The sequence below is a fragment of the Ruegeria marina genome (assembly GCF_900101475.1).
In the GTDB taxonomy this organism is placed as follows: domain Bacteria; phylum Pseudomonadota; class Alphaproteobacteria; order Rhodobacterales; family Rhodobacteraceae; genus Ruegeria_B; species Ruegeria_B marina.
The window spans coordinates 14,275-28,942 of the sequence record NZ_FMZV01000022.1 but is presented as its reverse complement, the minus strand read 5'-3'; the positions used below and the strand labels follow the sequence as shown (position 1 = coordinate 28,942).

Below are 14,668 nucleotides of genomic sequence, written 5' to 3'. Positions count from 1 at the left end.
AATCGTTGCTCCCTCAATCCGGCAAAAGTGGGGATAAACCTGACATTCGAAGAAATGCACGCCCGGACGAGACTTTGTCCAGACAGCAGAGTTAATTATACCCGGCAGCCTGCTGGAAAATTGGATTCGCTTTCTGCTTCCATCTTGACTGGATCACCCGCGAGCGACCGTAGGTGCGCCCGCGGAAAAAATTCACTTTGTCCCGCAGACTGTGAATTTAACCTACCCTTGATTTTGCGGGTGCAGCGAACGGCCGGTTCGACGGGCCGCGCCGCAGCGGAGAAGAGCGGTGGTCAACGGCAGCAAAGGGCCGTCCCTGTCGGTGGGATCTGGGCCAATCCCCAATGATGTCGCGATGCGGCTAACGGCGGCAGAGAGCCCAAACTACCGCATGCTGCACCCAGATCCAACGTCAGCTTTGGGTAAGGTCTAGTTCGAAGCTACGCGCTTTATTTGGAGAAAAACTTAAAATTATGTTACAAAAGATCGTTAAAATACTGACGATCTTCTCAGCTATACATGGGTAATCGTACGGATTGCTCGGCCTGATATGCCTCAGATGCTTCTGTTCGTGCAACCGACGGGAGGTGCTATGGCGCGAAGTGGCAGGAAACGAGGGCGGCGATCCGGTGTATCACCCCTCCCGCAAGAAGCAGCGCACCAATGGTCGATCACCGCTGAACGCCGCGTTATCCTCAGCGAAGATCAGGTCGCCGATATCCACCAACGTACTTTGCGCTTCCTGCAAGACAGCGGCATGAAAGTGCAATCGGCCCGCGCCCGGCAGATATTGCGCGGGGCGGGCGCTGATGTGGATGACGCGGGCGAGATGGTGCGGATGGACCCCGCGCTGGTCGAGCAGCTCTTGTCCACCGCCCCGAGCGGTTTTGAGCTGCATTCCAGAACGCCCGCGCGGTCGCTCTATATCGGCGGGGACAAGGTGGCGTTCATGTCCGTGGCCAGCGCACCCAATGCCTCCGATCTGAAAGGCGGGCGGCGCCCCGGCAATTATGAGGATTTTCAAAACCTTCTGCGGCTCTCGCAACAGCTCAATGTAGTCAATGCCTTTGGCGGCAATCCGGTCGAGCCGACGGATTTGCCCGTCGCGACCCGTCATCTCAATTGCAATTTCGATTTCCTGACCCTGACCGACAAGCCCTTCCGCCTCTATGCGATTGGCGCCACGCGGATCGAAGACGGGCTGGAGATGAACCGCATCGCCCAGCGCCTCTCGGAAGTTGATCTGGAAACCAGGCCCGTCGCAATCACCAATGTGAACATCAACTCGCCGCTTCTGATTGACGAGGCGATGCTGGACGGGCTGATTGCCATGTCCAGCCGCAACCAGCCGGTCATCATCACGCCCTTCACACTGGCAGGTGCCATGGCGCCGGTCTCGCTGGCAGGCGCGCTGTTGCAGCAGAATATCGAGGCGGTGATGGGCATCGCCATCACCCAGGCCGTGCGCCCGGGCGCGCCGGTGCTTTATGGCTGTTTCACCTCGAATGTGGATATGAAATCGGGCGCGCCCGCCTTTGGCACGCCGGAAAATGTGCGCGCGATCATCGCGGGCGGGCAGATGGCGCGGTTCTATAACATGCCGTTCCGCGCCTCGAACGCCAATGCCTCGAACGCTATGGATGCGCAGGCGGCCTATGAATCGCTCTTCTCGCTCCAGGCCGCCATCGACGGCCAGGCGCATCTTGTGCAACATGCGATTGGCTGGCTGGAGGGCGGGCTGACGGCCTCGTTTGAAAAGATGGTTCTGGATGCAGAACTGATCCAGTCGCTTATGCTTAGCCACACGCCGATTGACACGGCAGAGGCCGAATACGGGCTCGATGCCATGCGCGAGGTTGGACCCGGCGGGCATTTCTTTGGCACGCAACATACGCTGGAGCGCTACGAGACCGCGTTTTATGCGCCGATCTTGTCTGATTGGCGCAATTTCGGCGCATGGACCGAGGGCGGCGCGCCCGACGCATTCGCCCGTGCGGCGCAGATCTCGGATGGCTTGCTGCAGGCCTATACCGAACCTGCGTTGGACCCGGACATTCGCGATGAACTGGCCGCCTTTGTTGCCAAGCGCACCGAAGAAGGAGGGGCGTTGGATGCCTGACAGTTTTGCAGATGCTTATGATTTTGCCAGCCGTTTGACCCCCGCCGATATCCCGCCCGAAGTCATGCACCAGGCGCGGCGCTGTCTGGTCGACCTGGTGGGGGTCTGGGCGGCGGGCGCCAACACGCCGTCGGCCCGGATCGCGAGCAATCACGCCGCCAAACGCTATGGCACGAGCGAGGACGCGGTGCCGATGCTCTTTGACGGACGGCCCGTCAGCCCGCCCGGATTTGCCTTTGCAGGCGCCATCGCGATTGACTCGATTGACGGTCATGACGGTCACCAATCCTGCAAAGGCCATGCGGGCGCGGCCCTATTGCCCGCCCTTCTGGCCGAGCTTGGGACATCGCTCGGGATACGGCTCGACGATTTTCTGACCCATCTGGTTGTGGGGTACGAGATCGCCTTGCGCGCGGGGTTGTCGCTGCACGCAACGGTCGCGGATTACCACAGCTCCGGCGCCTGGAACGCCCTGGGGTGCGCGGCCATGGTGGCCCGGATCAGGGGATTTTCACGCGATCAGTTCCGCCATGCCATTGGAATTGCGGAATATTACGGCCCACGAGCGCAGATGATGCGCGCGATTGACCACCCCACCATGGTCAAGGACAGCTCGGGCTGGGGCGCGATGGTGGGCGTCAGCGCCGCGGATCTGGCCGAGGATGGCTTTACCGGGGCGCCCGCGATCACCTGCGAAGCCCACGAGGTTGCGCATCTCTGGTCAGATCTGGGCCAGCGATGGCGCATGCTTGAGATGAATTTCAAGGCCTATCCTGTCTGCCGCTGGTCACAGCCGCCGATAGAGGCGATCAGGACGCTCCGCCAGCAACACGCGTTTGCCGCCGAAGACATCGAGACACTTGAAGTCTGCACCTTCCACGAGGCAACCAGATTGGCCACCACTCGCCCGACGGACGGGGATGAGGCCCAGTATAGCCTGCCGGTGTCCGTCGCACTCTTTTTTATTCACGGCGACGTTCTGCCGGGCCATCTTGATCCCAAGATAATCAACCGGCCAGAGGTGCTTGCACTGGCCGATCTGATCACATTTTCGGAACGGGCTGACTACAACGCGGCCTTCCCCGAAGAGCGCTATGCCCATGTCAGCCTGAGCCTCAAAGACGGCCGCGTGCTCAAATCCAGTCCTCATGTGGCGGCAGGCAACTACGACAATCCACTAAGCGATGCCGCCCTCGTCGCGAAGTTCCGGAAATACGCAGCCGGGGTGATCCCAGACACGGTGCAGAAGCGGATTGCAGCCATTGTACTGGATCCGGCGGCTGACACGACCCTTCAAGCGTTGCTGTGTGGTCTGTTGAGGGAGGCGCAATGACCTACCAAAGCAAAACCAATTCCTACCAATACAGCCACAGCGCGCCGGTCCCTCGCCCGGTCCATCGTGATACGGCCGTCCGAAAAATCTCTTTCATCCTTGGCCCGAGCAGGCCGGAATTTGCGATATCGGCGGCAACTGAAATCTTCCAGACAGCAAACGACGTCATGGGATATGCTCGGTTCGGGTTGAGCCACTTCGATGGATTGCAGGACTTTCTCGGCGAAAGTGGAGAGCGACCGAACTGCGGTGAAACGCTTCTTTTCCTAGGTGATCACCGCAACGTTTGGTCTTTGGATCCCAAGATCCGCACAAAGGTGTCCGCGCGTATATGGCAATCGAAGATCTCAGCGTTTTGCGGAGGTGCGGTCTTTCTAGCAGCCCAAGTTGGACACTGCCGACAGCGAACTGTAGCGGTACATCCAAATTTCAGAGCCGTCTTTAAGGAAAGAGGTTGGGCCGATGAATTCATTGATCAGCCGATCTGGATTGACGGCCCGATCTGGAGCGCAATCGCGGGAGGTGCGGGCCTCCAACTTGCACTTGAGATGGTCGGACATGACCTCGGGCCCGAGACCAAAAAGCTGGTGAGCGCACAGCTGGGATTGAGCGAAACACCCGTAAGCACGCTATCGATTGAAAGCTGTCAGCTTGAGCAAAGTGCTAGTCAAGACTATCTTGTCCGGGCCTGCATCAGGCGAATGCAGTCTAACCTGGAGAAACCGCTCTCCATGGTGGACATATCGCGCGTCATCGGCATTTCCATGCGCCAGATTGAGCGAAAATTTCAAAGAGTTCTTGGGGCTTCTCCGCACAGCGTATACCGAACGTTGCGCCTTAACCATGCGCGGTTCCTCGTGTGGGATCCAGAGGTATCACTTGTTTCAGCGTCTTTAGCGGCTGGATTCAAGTCAACCTCTGCATTCTCTAAATGCTATCGAAAACACTTCGGCGTCACGCCAACCGAAGACCGCAAAAGACGGTTTTCAGATCACCAAAATACCTGCCTTCCGGCCAATGCCCCAACCACCCGCGAGCCGTCTGCCGCCGTTCGTTAATCATAAGGTCTCACATCTATGCACCTTGCCCGCTATCCCCGCCGTTTCATCGCCCATCTGCCCACGCCGCTGGAACCGCTGGAGCGTCTGTCGAAAGAGCTAGGCGGACCCGAGATTTGGATCAAACGTGACGATTGCACCGGGCTTTCGACCGGCGGCAACAAGACCCGCAAGCTGGAATTCCTGATGGCCGAGGCCGAGTTGCAGGGCACCGATCTTGTGATGACCCAGGGCGCCACACAATCGAACCACGCGCGCCAAACGGCGGCTTTCGCCGCCAAGCTGGGGCTCGACTGCCATCTGCTGCTGGAGGACCGCACCGGTTCGAACAACGCCAACTACAAGAATAACGGCAATGTCCTGCTGGACCATCTGCATGGCGCAACCACCGAAACCCGCCCCAGTGGCCTCGACATGAATGCCGAGATGGAGGCCGTGGCCGAGAAATTCCGCGCCGAGGGCCGCATTGTCTACACCATCCCCGGCGGCGGCTCGAACCCGACCGGTGCCTTGGGCTATGTCAATTGCGCTTTCGAGATGCTGGGCCAGTTCAATGATCGCGGCTTGCGGGTCGATCACATCGTGCACGCGACCGGCTCGGCAGGCACGCAGGCGGGGCTGATCACCGGATTGAAAGCCACCAATGCCAATATCCCCCTTCTGGGCATCGGCGTGCGCGCGCCAAAGCCGAAGCAGGAAGAAAACGTCTATAATCTGGCCGTCGCCACGGCAGAGAATCTGGGCTGCGCCGGTGTGGTCGCGCGTGAGGATGTGGTCGCAAACACCGACTATGTGGGCGACGGCTATGGCATCCCGACTGAAGGCGGGCTTGAGGCGATCGCAATGTTTGCCGAGTTGGAGAGCATCCTGCTGGACCCGGTCTATTCGGCCAAGGGGGCGGCGGGGCTCATCGATCTGATCCGCAAAGGCCATTTCAGCAAGGAGGAGCGCGTCGTCTTCCTGCATACCGGCGGCTCGGTCGCGCTCTTCGGCTATGACAGTGCGTTCGACTTTTCGGATCGCTGGAAAGCGGCCTAAGCGGGCGGATGGCAGTGCCCAAAACGATCGGCATATTGGGCGGCATGGGCCCCGAGGCCACGGTGCTGATGATGCAGCGCATCATCGAGGCGACCCCGGCCAAGTGCGACCAGGATCACATCCCGCTGCTGGTCGATAACAACCCGCAAGTGCCCTCGCGTATCGACCATCTGATCCACCGGACCGGCGAAGATCCCGGCCCGGTGCTGGCCCGGATGGCGCAACGGTTGCAGGATATGGGCGCCGAAGCGCTGGCCATGCCCTGCAACACCGCGCATCGCTATGCCCCGGTGATCGAGGCGGGCTGCGACATCCCGTTGATTAACATGGTCGAGGCCGTGGCCGATCAGATCGCCGGCGCCATGGGGCCTGGCGCGCGCGTGGGCCTTCTGGGCTCACCCGCCTTACGCCTGACCGGACTGTTCGACGCGCCGATGCAGGCGCGCGGGTTGCACATGATCTATCCGCAGGATGATGGTAAGCTCTTGCACCTGATCCAGACGATCAAGGCCGAGGGCCCCACCTCTCAGGCGCGCGCAAGTCTGACGGAGATTGCAGGGCAGATGCGGGACCGGGGTGTCGACCGCCTCGTTACGGCCTGCACCGAGTTCTCTCTTCTGTTCCGCGATCTCGACCTGCCGGTGCCGAGCTTCGACAGTCTCGACGCGGTGTGTAAGGCCGTTGTGGGTTTTGCGCTGCCGCAAATTCCCGTCCGGTGCGCGTCATGAGCAGATATTCCGCCCTCTCGGTTTTCACCAATGCGCTGAAAGGCAACAAAAGCTGGCCGCGCGCCTGGCGTGACCCCGAACCCAAACCCGAATATGACGTTCTGATCGTTGGCGCGGGCGGGCATGGGCTGGCCACCGCGTACTATCTGGCCAAGGAACACGGGATCACCAATGTCGCCGTCGTCGAAAAGGGCTATCTGGGCGGCGGTAATACTGGGCGGAACACGACGATTGTCCGCTCGAACTACTTCCTGCCTGGCAACACGATGTTCTACGAACGGTCGATGAAGCTTTGGGAGAATCTGAGTCAGGACCTGAACTACAACGTCATGTTCTCGCAGCGCGGGCAGTATAACCTGCTGCACTCACCCGGTCAGATTGATGCTGCGAGACGGCGCGGCAACACGATGAGGGCCAACGGGATTGACGCGGAATTGCTGAGCCGTCAGCAGGTACAGCGCGATCTGCCCTATCTCGACTATGACAATGCCCGCTTCCCGATCCATGGCGCGATCCTGCAACGCCGGGCGGGTACGGCGCGCCATGATGCGGTGGCCTGGGGCTATGCGCGCGGCGCGGACAGGCGCGGCGTCGATATCCTGCAAAAGCGCGAGGTCACGGGGTTCCTATTTGACGGCGGCAAGATCACCGGTGTGCAGACCAACCGAGGCGATATCCGTGCCAAGAAGGTCGCGCTCTGCGTGGCAGGCCATTCGGGGCATCTGGCGAAAATGGCCGGTTTGCGCCTGCCGATTGAAAGCCACAGCCTGCAGGCCTTTGTCACCGAGCCCTATAAGCCCTTCATCGACACGGTCGTCTCTTACGGCGCGGGGCATTTCTATATCAGCCAGTCCGACAAGGGCGGGCTGGTTCTGGGCGGCGATCTGGACATGTATAACAGCTACGCGCAACGCGGCGGCCTGCCGGTGGTCGAGCATACGCTGGCGGCGGCGAAATCGCTGGTGCCGGGGGTGTCCCGCCTAAAACTATTGCGCCATTGGGCGGGGGTGATGGACATGTCCATGGACGGCTCTCCCATCATCACGCGCACGCCGGTCGACGGGCTCTATTTCAACGGTGGCTGGTGTTACGGCGGATTCAAGACGATCCCGGCCTCGGGCTATTGCTTTGCCTGGACCATCGCCAAAGACGAACCCCACCCCGACAACGCCGCCTATACGCTCGACCGCTTCGCGCGCGGCGGCACCATTGATGAAAAGGGCGCGGGCCCTCATCCGAACCAACAATGAGGGGCACGTAATGATCCGTATCCATTGCCCCATCTGTGGCCAGCGCAGCGAGACCGAGTTCTCCTATTACGGTGACGCAACCGTCAAACGCCCGGATGAGCACGAGACCGATCCGGCCCTTTGGGTCGACTATGTCTTCACCCGTGACAACCCGCGCGGCTGGCATCGAGAATATTGGCATCACGTCCAGGGCTGCCGCCAATGGCTGGTGCTTGAACGCAACACCCTGACTCATGAGGTCAGCGCCTGCCATTTGGCCAGTGAGGCCTCGTCATGAAGCGGTTAACGACAGGCGGGCGGATCAACCGGGACACCCCGGTCACCATGTGCTTTGACGGCAGGGACTTGCCGGGTTTTGAGGGCGACACGCTGGCCTCGGCTCTTCTGGCGGCGGGCCACAAAACGGTGGGGCGCAGTTTCAAATATCACCGGCGTCGTGGCGTCTATTCGGCGGGCGTCGAGGAACCGAACGCCATGGTCACGCTACATGAGGGCGCCTTTCGCGAACCAAATACCCGCGCCACATGTGTCGAGGCGCAAGACGGGCTGGTCGCCGCCAGCCAGAACGCCTGGCCCAATATTCACCTCGATATCGGCGCTGTGAACAATCTGCTGTCGCCGTTTTTCTCCGCCGGGTTCTATTACAAGACCTTCATCGGTCCGTTTTCTGGCACCGGGTTCTGGATGTGGTGCGAACGCTTCATCCGCCGCGCGTCTGGCATGGGTCGTGCTGTGCATTTGCCTGATCCCGATACCTACGAGAAAGTCACGACTACCTGCGATGTGCTGGTGATCGGCGGCGGCGCGGCGGGGCTTTCGGCGGCTTTGGCCGCGGGACGCAAAGGGGCGCGGGTCATTCTGGCCGAGCAGGATACCGTCCTTGGTGGCGCCATCCTGAGCGATCCCGTGGGCGGTGAGAGTGACTTCTGGCTGAAACAGATCGAGCTTGAATTGCACACGCTGCCCAATATCCGCATCCTGACCCGCGCGAGCGTGTTCGGGGCCTATGACAGCGACACCTATGGGATGGTGGAGCATCTTTCAGGTTGCGAAGGCCAGCCGCGCCAGCGCTATTGGCAGATTCATGCGCCCCGCGCGGTGATGGCGACCGGCGCAATTGAGCGCCCTATGGTCTTTGGCAATAACGACCTGCCAGGCGTGATGCTGGCAGGTGCGGTGCGCAGCTATCTCAACCGGTTCGCGGTGCTGGCGGGGCAAACCGCGCTTGTCGCGACCAATAATGATAGCGCCTATGCCACCGCCATCGATCTGGCGAGTGCGGGCGCGGGCGTCACCGTCGTCGACACCCGAACCGAGGTGCCCCAGGCCTTACGCGAACAGGCGGAGACAGCGGGAATACGCGTTCTGAGAGGCCACGCGGTGATCGCGGCGCGCGGGCGCAAGTGCGTTACCTCTGCGCTTGTGGCGCCGTTGGACCAGAATGGCCAACCGCTACAACTCGCCTGCGATCTGATCGCCGCCTCTGCGGGATGGTCGCCCAATGTCCACCTTTGGAGCCAGCTTTATAAAACCCCCGAATACAGGCCCGAGTCCGCCTGTTTCATCCCCCGGGCCTTGTTCGAGGCTCATCTGCAGCCCGCAGGTTTGGTGACAGCGCCGATGGAAATGGCCCAGATCATCACCGACGGATTCGCGCGTGGGTCAGAGGCCGCCGGACCGGATGGCGATGCGGGTACGGTGCCGGAAAGCTTCGACGGTGGGCCGCTTTGGAGCGGTAATTTCGGCCCGGTCTGGTGCGCGCCGGGTGTTAAGGGCAAGGCCTTTGTCGACCTGCAACATGACGTGAAGCTCTCGGATATCGATCAGGCGCATCTGGAAGGTTACGTCTCGGTCGAGCATCTCAAACGCTATACCACCACCGGCATGGCGACCGATCAGGGCAAACTGGCCAATGTGAACGCGCTAGCGCGCATGGCCGACCTCCAAGAGCGCGAGATTGCCGAAGCGGGCACCACCACCTTCCGCCCGCCCTTCACGCCCGTCACCATTGGCGCCTTGGTCGGGCAGGATCATGGCGCGCATGTGCGCCCCACGCGGCGGACGCCGATCCATGACTGGCATGTCGCCCAAGGCGCTGCACTGGCCGAGGCGGGGCTTTGGAAACGCGCCTGGTATTATCCGCAAGGGGATGAGGATGTCGGGGCCGCTTACCGGCGCGAAGCGGCGCATGTGCGGGCTCATATCGGGCTGGTCGATGTCTCGACCCTCGGTAAGATCGCGGTGCAGGGCCCCGATGCGGCCACCTTCCTGAACCGGGTTTACACGAATGGCTGGAAGAGCCTGAGACCGGGGCGCATCCGCTATGGCGTGATGCTGCGCGAGGACGGGATCGTGCTGGATGATGGCGCGACGGCGCGGCTGGGGGAGCATGAGTATTTCATGACCACCACCACCGCCAATGCCGCCAAGATCCTGGCCGATTTCGAACGGCGCCTGCAAAGCGACTGGCGGGACCTGAAGGTGCATGTCACCAGCCTGACCGATCAATTCGCCGCCATGGCGCTGGCCGGTCCGAAATCGCGCGCGCTGTTGCAGACACTTTGCCCGGATGTTGACCTCTCGCCCGAGGCGCTGCCCAATAACAGCTTTGTCGAAGCGACCATTGCGGAACACCCCGTGCGGCTGCATCGCATGAGTTTCTCGGGCGAACTGGCATACGAAATCTACACGCCCTCGGGCCATGGCCAGCCCGTTTGGCAGGCGATCATGACGGCGGGCGCGCCGCATCGGATCATCGCCTATGGCACTGAATCCATGGGCACCCTGCGTATCGAAAAGGGTCATGTGGCCGGGCCGGAACTCGACGGGCGCACAACGATGGAGGATCTGGGGCTGGCGGGGCTTGCCTCCTCCAAAAAGCCTTTCGTGGGCAGCGTGCTGCGCCATCGTCCGCTACTGCAAAGCGAGGACCGGGCGCAGCTTGTCGGGTTGCTGGTCGAGGGCGATGAGGGCGCGCGGGGCGGATCGCTAATCTTTGCCAAGGGCGCCGCGCCGGAAGGGCATGGCGAGGGCTGGGTGACCTCGGCCACCTATTCGCCCGCCCTGGGCAAATACATCGCGATGGCTTTCGTCAAAAACGGTCAGGCGCGGCTGGGGGAGGAGGTCCAAATCGTCAACCTTCTGGAGAACCAGACCTCCAGCGCCCGCCTGATCTCACATCATTTCTTTGACCCGGAAGGAGAGCGACAAAATGGCTGAATATCACTCTGCGCTTTACGAGGCCTTGATCGCGGGCAGCTATGGCACGCCCGCACGGACGGCTGATCGCCTGACCTTGGCCGAAGAGCGCCTCGGCGCGCTTTTGCAGATCGCCGGCTGGGAGAGCTTCGACGACAAGCTCACCGAGTTGGCCGAACAATTGGGGCTGACCCTGCCGCCGGACTATCAAACCGTTGCCATTGCCCAGGGCCGCAGGCTCTACCGCACCGCGCCGGGTCGTGTGTTGATCCAATCCGAGGGGCCATTGCCCGTGCCCGAGGCGCCCGATCTGGTCACGCTCGACCTGTCGCATTCCAAAACCGCCATCGTGTTGCGGGGCGCCCATGCGGCGGATGTCCTGTCACGCACGGCGCCCATGGATTTCGGCCTCAGCCAGTTCCCGGTGGGCCGTTTCGCGCAAACCGGCATGCATGAGGTCGCCGTCTTGATCGAACGTACCGCACGCGACCGCTTCCGCATTCTGGCACCCTATACCTGGGCGCGCAGCGTCTGGGACCGACTCCGCACTGCCGCCATCCCCTTTGGTTATGACATTCCCCCCGGAGAAGCCGGGGCAGAGACAACACGAAAGACAGCCCTATGAAAACGGAAACTCAGGTCGTCGTCATCGGCGGCGGCGTCATCGGATGCTCGATCCTCTATCACCTTGCGAAACTGGGCATGACGGATGTGATGCTCTTGGAGCGGAACGAGCTGACCTCGGGCAGCACCTGGCATGCGGCAGCCAATATCCACGGCCTGCATGACAATTCCAATGTCAGCCGCATTCAGGACTACACGATGCGGCTCTATGATGAGTTGGAGGAAGAGACTGGCCAGAGCTGCGGCGTCTTCCGCACCGGCACGATCTACACGGCCCTAACCGAAGAGCGGGAGCACCAACTGCGCCTGCAAGCGGCCAAAGCCAAGCTCTACAATATGGATTTCTATGAAATCGATGCGACCAAAGCGCTGGAACTGAACCCGCTGCTCAATCTCGACGGGGTGCGCTGCATCATGTTCGAACCCAATGGCGGCAATGTCGACCCCTCCGGCGTGACCAATGCCTATGCGGTCGGCGCGCGGCAGCGGGGTGCGGAGATTCATCGTTTCACCCCGGTCACGGCGACGGTGCAGAAAGAGGATGGCTCGTGGATTGTCGAAACGCCAAAAGGCAATATCCACACGCAGTGGGTGGTCAATGCCGCGGGCCTATGGGCGCGCGAAGTTGCGGCTCTTGCGGGCGTGACGCTGCCGCTGCAACCGACCGAGCATCAGTATTTCGTCACCGACACCATCGACAAGGTGGCCCAGATGGATAAGCGGCTGCCGGTCCTGTCCGACCGCGATGGCGAATACTACCTGCGTCAGGAAGGCAATGGCCTGCTGGTCGGCGCCTATGAAACCGACATGCGGATGTGGGCCGAAGAGGGCACACCGCTCGACTTCGCGCATGAGCTTTTTGCCGACGATCTGGAGCGCATCGAAGACAATGTGATGAACGCGGTTGAGCGGATGCCCGTGGTGGGTGAAGCCGGGATCAAACGCGTAATCAACGGGCCAATGATCTGGTCGCCGGATTCGAACGTGCTCTTTGGTCCCGTCCCTGAGTTGGAGAATTATTTCTGCTGCGCCGGTATCATCCCGGGCTTCTCCCAATCCGGGGGTATGGGCCTGATGGCGGCGCAGTGGATCATCGAAGGCGAAACCGAATATGACATGTTCGTCTGGGATGTGGCGCGCTTCGGGGATTGGGCAGACAAAGCCTTCACCAAGGCGCGCGTTGAGAACCAGTATGCCAAGCGCTTTGCCATCCATTTCCCGAACGAAGAACGCGAGGCAGGCCGCCCGGTGCGCACCCGCCCCGTTTATGAAATGCAGAAAGAGATGGGCGCGGTCTTTGGTCTGAACTTCGGTTGGGAACATCCGCAATGGTTCGCCGACGAACCGGGCACCAAGGACACCGACGGATTCACCCGCCAGAACTGGTGGGGTCCGGTTGGGGCCGAATGCCGGATGCTGCGCGAGCATGTGGGCGTCATCGATATCTCGAACTTCGCCAAATATATTTGCAAGGGGCCGGGAGCCGAGGCGTATTTGAATGCGGTCTTTGCCAATCGGATGCCGAAGGCCATAGGGAGGTCCTGCCTGACGCCGCTGATCGGTGTGCGCGGCGGGATTGCCGGGGATTTCACCGTCACCCGCACCGGCGAGCAGGAGTTCTGGATCATGGGCTCCAGCATCGCAGAGCGCTATCACAGTCGGTTTTTCAAAGCCGTGCCGCTGCCCGACGGCACCACATTTGAAAGCAAGACAACCGAGATCTGCGGCTTCAATGTGGCCGGCCCCAAATCGCGTGATCTGTTGCGCGGGCTCTGCCAGACCTCTTTTGCGACCGAGGATTTCCCCTTCATGCGCTCGCAAAAGATCCAGATCTCAGGTGTCGATGCGCTGGCGCTGCGGGTCTCGTTCACTGGCGACCTGGGGTGGGAGATCCACTGCGCTGAGGCTGACCAGATTGCCCTTTATGCGGCTCTCTTGGATACCGCGCGCACGATAGGCGGCGGCCCTGTGGGCGCCCGCGCGTTAATGAGCCTGCGCATCGAAAAGGGTTACGGCTCCTGGAGCCGCGAATATAGCCCCGAATATTGGCCGCAAGAGGTGGGCATGGAGCGGCTGTGCAAAATGGACAAGGAGTTCCTGAACAAAGAGGCCGCGGCGGCCAATATGGCCAAGCCGCCACGTGAAACGATGGTACTGCTGGCATTGGATGAGGATCAGACCCGGGCATCAAACGCCGATGCCACGGGCGGCGAGCCGATCTTCAAGAATGGCAAACCAGTGGGCAAGGTCTCATCCGGCACCTATGGCTACACGGTCGGCATGTCGCTGGCGCTTGGCTATGTGAACGGCGTGGCGCCGGACGAAGAGGTCGAGGTCTACGTCCTTGGCAAACCCCACAAAGCGCGCGTGTTGCACCAGCCACCATTTGACCCGCAAGGCACCCGTCAGCGCGTTTAAATCGAGGCGCTATGCTCAGAGAGCCACGCCAGGAACCGCTCGACCAGCGGGCTGGCCAGGGTCTCTTTGACAAAGGCATAGCGCGGCACGTCAATGCCGTATTCCGGCCCAAACGGGGCGATCAGATCACCCCGTTCCAGATATTCGCGGACCAACGGGTGCGAGGCCAGAACCACGCCCTGATGCGTCACCGCCGCCTGATAGGCTAGGATATTCAGGCTGACCTGCAACATTGGCGCGTCCTTTGCCAGCGTCACGCCATGATGCGCAAACCAAAACGGCCAACCAAGGGCATTGGCGTCGTCATCCACAACTGCGTCAATCACGATCAGATCGGCCCGGGCCAGATCGGCGGGTGCTTTTGGGCGCAGTTGCTCAAACAACTTAGGCGACATTACTGGGATCAGGGTTTCTTTGTGCAAGAGCTGCTCAGAAAACCCCGGCGGACACGGTAGGAAGGACGAAACGATGATGTCGACGTAGTCCGGCACCGTGGTGCCGATATCGGTTTGGGAGACGATGCGCACGCGCGCCGGGGCTTCGGCCTCGTGAAACTCCTTGAGCCGTGGGGCCAGCCACATGGCCGCAAAGGTCGTATCCGCCGACAAGGTGATTGAGGGCGTCTCGGTGGCGCGGCGGATCTCGGCTACCGATCTCTGAAGCTCCTCAAACCCGCGCCGGAGTGAAGGCAACGCTGCCACCCCCGCCGTCGTCAACGTGATCTGCGGCCCCTTACGCGTGACCAATTGTACCGAGAACCTGTCCTCAAGCAGATGCACCTGCCGCGCGACCGCGCCAGGCGTCACGCACAATTCCTGCGCGGCAGCGGTAAAGCTGCCGTGACGCGCTGTAGCATCAAAGGCGCGCAGGGCATTTAGGGGGATTTGAGAAAGATGCAACTT

The 14,668-nt window shown here is 61.2% G+C and carries 11 protein-coding genes; 10 read left to right on the top strand and 1 reads right to left on the bottom strand.

Translation table 11 applies throughout. From position 1 onward, the window contains the following. Nucleotides 1-550: 550 nt before the first annotated feature. Genes BLT75_RS21415 through BLT75_RS21370 form a run of 10 tightly spaced genes read left to right on the top strand, consistent with a single transcriptional unit; the run spans nucleotide 551 to nucleotide 13,766 of the window. A complete protein-coding gene (locus BLT75_RS21415; RefSeq protein ID WP_342728098.1) occupies nucleotides 551-2,119 on the top strand; it encodes a trimethylamine methyltransferase family protein in 1,569 nt (522 codons plus the stop codon). Beyond that, the gene (locus BLT75_RS21410) at nucleotides 2,112-3,452 is read left to right on the top strand and encodes an MmgE/PrpD family protein (RefSeq protein ID WP_176828168.1); all 1,341 of its coding nucleotides are present in this window, start codon (nucleotides 2,112-2,114) and stop codon (nucleotides 3,450-3,452) included. The genes BLT75_RS21415 and BLT75_RS21410 overlap by 8 nt, the downstream gene beginning before the upstream one ends. After that, nucleotides 3,449-4,510, top strand: a complete 1,062-nt coding sequence (locus tag BLT75_RS21405) for a helix-turn-helix domain-containing protein (RefSeq protein WP_093037000.1) — start codon at nucleotides 3,449-3,451, stop codon at nucleotides 4,508-4,510. Before BLT75_RS21410 ends, BLT75_RS21405 begins: the two co-directional genes overlap by 4 nt. An 18-nt stretch (nucleotides 4,511-4,528) precedes the next feature. After that, nucleotides 4,529-5,548, top strand: a complete 1,020-nt coding sequence (cuyA, locus tag BLT75_RS21400) for a D-cysteate sulfo-lyase (protein ID WP_093036997.1) — start codon at nucleotides 4,529-4,531, stop codon at nucleotides 5,546-5,548. 8 nt (nucleotides 5,549-5,556) lie between these two features. Then, on the top strand, nucleotides 5,557-6,276 hold the full coding sequence (gene cuyB / locus BLT75_RS21395; RefSeq protein WP_176828166.1) for a cysteate racemase: 720 nt from the start codon (nucleotides 5,557-5,559) through the stop codon (nucleotides 6,274-6,276). Next, the gene (locus BLT75_RS21390; RefSeq protein ID WP_093036994.1) at nucleotides 6,273-7,526 is read left to right on the top strand and encodes a sarcosine oxidase subunit beta family protein; all 1,254 of its coding nucleotides are present in this window, start codon (nucleotides 6,273-6,275) and stop codon (nucleotides 7,524-7,526) included. Before cuyB ends, BLT75_RS21390 begins: the two co-directional genes overlap by 4 nt. 10 nt (nucleotides 7,527-7,536) lie before the next feature. Then, nucleotides 7,537-7,803, top strand: coding sequence for a sarcosine oxidase subunit delta (locus BLT75_RS21385; protein ID WP_093036991.1), 267 nt, complete (start codon nucleotides 7,537-7,539; stop codon nucleotides 7,801-7,803). Next, on the top strand, nucleotides 7,800-10,745 hold the full coding sequence (locus BLT75_RS21380; RefSeq protein WP_093036988.1) for a sarcosine oxidase subunit alpha family protein: 2,946 nt from the start codon (nucleotides 7,800-7,802) through the stop codon (nucleotides 10,743-10,745). The genes BLT75_RS21385 and BLT75_RS21380 overlap by 4 nt, the downstream gene beginning before the upstream one ends. Then, a complete protein-coding gene (locus tag BLT75_RS21375) occupies nucleotides 10,738-11,349 on the top strand; it encodes a sarcosine oxidase subunit gamma (RefSeq protein ID WP_093036985.1) in 612 nt (203 codons plus the stop codon). Before BLT75_RS21380 ends, BLT75_RS21375 begins: the two co-directional genes overlap by 8 nt. Beyond that, complete coding sequence (locus BLT75_RS21370) at nucleotides 11,346-13,766, top strand: GcvT family protein (RefSeq protein ID WP_093036982.1); 2,421 nt, start codon at nucleotides 11,346-11,348, stop codon at nucleotides 13,764-13,766. The genes BLT75_RS21375 and BLT75_RS21370 overlap by 4 nt, the downstream gene beginning before the upstream one ends. Here the strand turns inward: BLT75_RS21370 and BLT75_RS21365 are convergent. Further along, a complete protein-coding gene (locus tag BLT75_RS21365) occupies nucleotides 13,763-14,665 on the bottom strand; it encodes a LysR substrate-binding domain-containing protein (protein WP_093036979.1) in 903 nt (300 codons plus the stop codon). The two genes, BLT75_RS21370 and BLT75_RS21365, sit on opposite strands and share 4 nt — an antisense overlap. Between the last annotated feature and the right edge of the window lie 3 nt (nucleotides 14,666-14,668).